Annotated in this window: 5 protein-coding genes and 1 pseudogene; 2 read left to right on the forward strand and 4 right to left on the reverse strand. The window is 66.2% G+C overall.

The genetic code is table 11. From position 1 onward, the window contains the following. Window positions 1-98: 98 nt before the first annotated feature. Both IE239_RS41040 and IE239_RS41045 read left to right on the forward strand, forming a co-directional pair. Window positions 99-356 (forward strand): annotated as a pseudogene (locus IE239_RS41040) (IS30 family transposase); the annotation flags it as partial. 13 nt (window positions 357-369) lie between these two features. Continuing rightward, the gene (locus IE239_RS41045; protein WP_190154542.1) at window positions 370-663 is read left to right on the forward strand and encodes an integrase core domain-containing protein; all 294 of its coding nucleotides are present in this window, start codon (window positions 370-372) and stop codon (window positions 661-663) included. A gap of 206 nt (window positions 664-869) precedes the next feature. On the opposite strand, the gene IE239_RS41050 is transcribed toward IE239_RS41045, so the two are convergent. The 4 genes from IE239_RS41050 to IE239_RS41065 all read right to left on the reverse strand — a co-directional run bounded on the left by IE239_RS41050 (window position 870) and on the right by IE239_RS41065 (window position 4,689). Continuing rightward, on the reverse strand, window positions 870-1,811 hold the full coding sequence (locus IE239_RS41050) for an alpha/beta fold hydrolase (RefSeq protein WP_190154543.1): 942 nt from the start codon (window positions 1,809-1,811) through the stop codon (window positions 870-872). Between the two features lie 640 nt (window positions 1,812-2,451). Then, a complete protein-coding gene (locus IE239_RS41055) occupies window positions 2,452-3,102 on the reverse strand; it encodes a TetR/AcrR family transcriptional regulator (protein ID WP_190154544.1) in 651 nt (216 codons plus the stop codon). Window positions 3,103-3,118: 16 nt separating this feature from the next. Further along, a complete protein-coding gene (locus IE239_RS41060; protein WP_190154545.1) occupies window positions 3,119-3,478 on the reverse strand; it encodes a hypothetical protein in 360 nt (119 codons plus the stop codon). After that, the gene (locus IE239_RS41065; RefSeq protein WP_190154546.1) at window positions 3,475-4,689 is read right to left on the reverse strand and encodes a M24 family metallopeptidase; all 1,215 of its coding nucleotides are present in this window, start codon (window positions 4,687-4,689) and stop codon (window positions 3,475-3,477) included. The genes IE239_RS41060 and IE239_RS41065 overlap by 4 nt, the downstream gene beginning before the upstream one ends. Window positions 4,690-5,509 lie beyond the last annotated feature (820 nt).

The raw sequence follows: 5,509 nt of genomic DNA on the forward strand, positions 1-5,509 counted from the left end.
TCACGGTCAAGCGGTGCGGCGGTGGGGGTGGACTTCGGCATGTGGATCTCCGTAGTGATCGGAGACCCAGGTGTCAACGATGATCGGCAGTTTTATACGACACCGGGACGAAGGTGTTCTTCGCCGATCCGCACTCGCCCTGGCAACGACCGACGAACGAGAACACGAACGGGCTGCTGCGTCAGTATTTCCCGAAGGGGACAGATCTCTCCCGGTGGTCGTCCGCGGACCTCGAAGCCGTCGCGCTGGCGATCAACAACCGGCCCCGCAAAGTCCTCGGTTGGCGGACACCAGCCGAGGTATTCGAGGAACAGCTACGCTCGCTACAACAGCCCGGTGTTGCAACCACCGGTTGAACTCGCCCAATACGTGTCGATTCGGTATACCGACCGGCTCGCCGAGATCGGCGCCTCCGCGTCGGTCGGCTCGGTCGCGGACAGCTACGACAACGCGATGGCCGAGGCGCTGAACGGCACCTTCAAGGCCGAGCTGATCGAGATGCAAGGACCGTGGCGGGACGTCGACCAGGTCGAGCGGGCGATCTTCCAATGGGTCACCTGGTACAACGAGGAACGGCTCCACTCCGCCCTCGACTACGTACCGCCCGCCGAGTACGAACGCGACTGGTGGCGACAACAGGAAGCCACCCCGCAGTCCGCCTGAAACAAGATCACCGGACTCTACGAAACTCGGGGCAGCTCACACCGTCGAGAACGACCAGCTTCGCGGCCGGCCCGGCCGCAAAAGAACCCCGCTGGTCGCGCTGCGGCCGGCGCCCGAGCCCGGCTCGTAGTCACCGCTTCTGGTCTTGTCCTGCCCGCTTCGCGGGCAGGACAAGACGGCAGGGGTCTGAGACCGAGGCTAGTGGTTCAACCGAGATTCGTCGGGGTGGCAGGTAGTTGCGCGATGAAGTCCAACAGCAAGCCGGCGACGACGTCCGGCAGCATCAAGACGTAAAAGTGGCCTCCATACGCGACGGGCCTGACTGCGACGCGAGATGTTTCGATCGACTGAGCTGTCGGCGGACTGTCCGTGGCAGGGAATGCGGTGATGCCAACGTTGGAACCGCAACGAGCCAAGCGCCCGGCACGGTCCCACTCGGCGAGGGACAAGAACGCTTGAATGAAGACCGTCGCGGGAAGGTCGGCGAAGTCCTGAGCGGTGCGTCGCTTGATGGAGTCGGGCGTGTGTTTCGTGTAGGACTTCCGCAGCACGGCGGCCAGGAAAGGCTTGTAGGCCACCTTCAAAAGCGATCGGTAGGTCATCAACTTGAGAGCGCCTTGGGCGGCGTAGAGCTCATTGTTCAGGAGCGAGTCAATCGCGAGGACGTGTACAGGCCGCCCAACGGTAGCGGCTGCGACCTCGACGCATACGGCCCCGCCGAGGGAATGTCCGACCAGCAGAAGTGGCCGTTCGCTCTCTCGATCGAGGTTCGCTGCCTGCTCGATGTCATCAAGCACAGCGTCTGCGAATCTCGCCACGGTGAAGGGGCCGTCGTCGCCGCGTCGCTTTCCATGTCCGGGAAGATCCACGGAGAGCCAGTGCACGGTAGGTGGCAACCTTGCTGCCACCGGGCCCCAGGTCGTGGCGTCGCCGGCCAATCCGTGGACGAAGACGAGGTCGATCTCGCTGTCGAGCTGAACCGATTCTGCGGCTCGGCGCTGCGGATCGGGTGTCGTCCGATGAGTCGCCGTCACGGTTGCGCCGGCCTGACGAGCCCGCTCATGAGTGGGTTGTGTCGCAAGGGCATAGGTCCTCCACGCGCCAACGAGCAGTTGCCGGTCGAGTGCATGGGGCGACGTGCCTTCCATTCATGGGTCGGTGCAAGTCGTGCCTCGGCCCTCCTCGACTTCAGTTCTAGCCTCGTCGGAAGAACCGCCATATACCCACTCCGATTCATTCATGCATGCATGAATAAATGAGGCTAGAGCCCGATCGGCTATGTGTCCACCGTTAGCCCGGTCTCTTGCTCCGTCGTGACAGGTGAGCAGGCAGCGCCCCAAGGGGCGGGGGCGGACCGCCGCATCTCGCTTGCCGCGCGACCGAAAACCCGCTCGACGCCGCGTTCGAGTTCCAGCATGAGCCGCGGGTGGAACTGCGGCGACTGATGCGCCCTCGCGCTCGCGCTCGCCAGCCTGCCCGGTCTCGCCGAGACCGTGGGTGCATAGGCATGCCGGAGTCGCCTTTCGACCGGCCGTTCTCCATGGGCCACGAGCTGACGGGAGTCCGACGTCCCATTTGCCACCACTCTGCCGTACGTGAGGCCGTCCTGGGGGGCAACGGTGAGCCGGTCACGGCCCATGGACTACAGCAGCACTTTGGACGCATCCTTGGCAGGCACGGTCCCCTTCGTCGCCGACCTCATCACCGGCTGATGTTCGCAACAGGGACCCGGTGCTGGGCGGTGCCCCGGTGCCACGATTCAGGCTGGAGTTGGCGCCGGAGGGCCGCTCAGGCGGTCGGGGCGAGCAATGCGGTCAGCAGCCGGACGAGGTCCTCGGCCGGGTCTGCGGTATCGGTTGGATCGCTGATGCGCCGCACCAAACTGCCTATCACGCATGACCGTGCCGTTCGACGGATGCGGATCAGGTCTGCGGCGGGCAACTGTGTGTCGGCGAACGAGTCGGCCCAGATCCGGTCAACAACGCCTTCGGCTTCCTGTAGCGCTGGGAGCTGACCGGCCATGAAGGTGGCGCTGTTGCGGTGGTGGACCAGCATCTCGATGGCGGCCCGGGCGGCGTCGCAGTCGTAGGCGGCGTGCAGCGTGTGCGCCCAGCCGATAATACGCTGCTCGAGCGGCGTCTCGATGCTGGGCGCCGACCGGTGGGCTGCGGCCACCTGCTCCCAGCCGTGGGTGACCACGGCGAGGTACAGGTCCTCCGGGGTTCCGAACTGGTGTTGCACGGCGCCCCGCGTCAGCCCGGCACTGGCCGCGATCTGCTGGGTCGTGACCGCTGCCGCACCAACGGCGTTGATGTGCTCGACGGCCGCGGCCATCAGCGCCTCGCGTGTCTGGGCCCGACGTTCGGCCTGGGTGCGCCGCGTCGGGCGTGCGACGAGTTCCCCTGTGTCCGAGGGCTTGAGTCGGCCTGTTGCGTTCACGCGTGAATGATACCTGTCATGGTCCGACAATCAGAGCAGTGAGATTCAACAGCAGGCCCGCCGTGTTGATGACCACTGCTGCAGTCCACGCGCTTCGGCTGCGGTAGTACTCACTGGGTCCACGGCGCAGATGGACCAACAGACCGGCGTACCCGATGACCACGATGAACAAGGTCATGGCGGCCCGGTAGGCCACGTCGAGGCCGGCGAAGCCCAGGCTCAGGCTGGCGCCGTAGGCGAGCATCACCGCCAGCCCCGCCGCCGCCGACCCCTGACTCAGTGGCTGCCGGCCGGCACGCACGGCATGCAGGCTGACCACGTTGTAGGCCACGCCCACGGTCGCGTACACGACCTGTGCCAGGAGCAGCGCCGTCACCGGACTCCCGCCACGCGACGCACCAGTGCACCCTTGGTGCGCCGGAACCGGTTCGAGGTGGTGAGGGTGAGCGAGTCGATGTCGTCCGCGGTCGGGCTCAGCGAGCGGTAGCCGTCCTGAGTGACCAGCACGGTGTCGGAGTGTCGGTACCCGCCGATTCCTTCGACGTAGACGGCAGGCTCGATGGAGATCAGCATGTTCGGCGCCAGGACGTCGTCGCTGCCGACCGCGATCCATGGCGGCTCGTGCGCGCTGAGACCGAACCCGTGACCGGTGCGGTGCATACGCTGCTGGTGGTCGTCGTACCCGAGGACGGCGAGGTAGGCGTTCACGGCTTCGTCGATCTCCGCGGCGTGCACACCGGGAAGGACCATCGAGTAGGCCAGCGCGCGGGCGCCGAGCATGGCAGCGAACAGGTCGCGCTCGTCAGGGGTCGGCGCGTGGGTGAAGAAAGTCCGCTCGCACTCGGCCGCGTAGCCGTTGACCCTGGTCAGCGCCATCACGACGTGCGGCCCGCCGTCCAGCGTCGCGGCCAGCGGCGGCACCGAGTGGGGTTCGGAGCTGACTGGTGCCGGCCAGGCGGCGACGGTGATGCTCGAGGCGAGCGGGTTGAAGATTTGCTGTTCCGCGATGACCGCCCGCTGGATGGCGTTCGAGGTCATGTAGCCCTCGATAACGCTGGTGCCCGGATAGGTGGCGGCGAGCAGCTTCTCCACGCCGCGGCGGGCGTAGTCGGCGGCGATGGCTACCTGGGCGACCTCGTAGTCGGACTTGACGAGCCGCACCGGGCGGAGCACGTCGGCGTGGCTGCCGCCGAGGGCGTCGAACACCGAGGCGATGTAGGCCGGGGTCGACGGTTCGTACGTGAACTCGTGCTTGAGGAGCGGCGCCAGGACGTCGTGCCAGGCTTCGCCGACGGGCGCGGGGAACTCGCGGTAGGCGAGCACCTGCTGCTTGTCGGTGCCCCAGAAGCCGAGCACGTGGGTGCGTTCAAGCTCGGGGACCAGGAAGTGCCGCCCGCCAGTGTCGGCGTCAAGGACGAGGAAGAAAGGCCGTTCCAGCGCCTCGATGGTCGCCCCGGTGAAGTAGAAGAGCGCCTCGGTGCTGGTCACAACGAGCTGCGGGCGTCCTTCCTCGCGCAGGGCTGCCAGGACGGCGTCGTGACGGCGTTGAAACTCGCGAGCCGCGTCGGTGGTGATGCGCTGCTGCATGGGTGGAGTCCTTCCGGTGGCGCAAGGGGTGGGTGTCAGTGAGCCGTCAGTGCGGCCGCTTCGAGGCGGACGGCGGGCGGACCGAAGGCAAGCACCACGACACACGCGAGGACAAGCACGACGACCATGCACGCGAACGTGGCCGTGAAGCCGATGACTGTGGCATGGCGAGGCCGAGAGTGCCGCCACAGCGAGCCCCATCAGGACTCCGTCGAAGGAGTCCACCGCGTAGTCGACCGGTCCAGGCGGGCAAGGAGTTCCCGTTGAACCTGCATGTGCATCGTCGTCATTTGGCCGCCCAACTTACATTCATTCGCGAATGTAGATACAGTACGGATGTGTCGGCTCGTTGTCGATGGCTTCGGTGCAAGCCTCTGAGGACACGGGAATGATTGGATCCGCTCAAAGCGTGCCGGTAGGTATGGAACCGGTCGGGGAGTCCTACGGCTGGAGCTGACGGCCGCGGCGCCCGGGACGGACCCTGTTGCGCCTCGAGCCCCTCGAGGCGGCACTACTCGTCGACGGTGCCGTGCGCGGCTTCCGCGTCCTCTACGCAAGCCTCGGGCACGCCGGCGACCACGTCGCCGTCATCGACCTGACACTCGAAGAACTGAGCTCTCGGGGCTGTGTCAGACGACGCGCACCGGCGTCGTGAGAGTCGTGGCCGGGACGCCGGAGCGCTCAGCCAACTGCGAGAAGCGATACGTGGTCACACCCCCGACGCTAACCTCGCGCTTTCATGAAGCAGGCTGTCCGGCAAGTGAACAGGCAAGCAGAAAGTGCCTCTGACCAGCAATGCCGGTGATTTAGGGCGTTTTCG

This window comes from Streptomyces humidus (assembly GCF_014649655.1).
GTDB classification, from domain to species: Bacteria; Actinomycetota; Actinomycetes; order Streptomycetales; family Streptomycetaceae; genus Streptomyces; species Streptomyces humidus.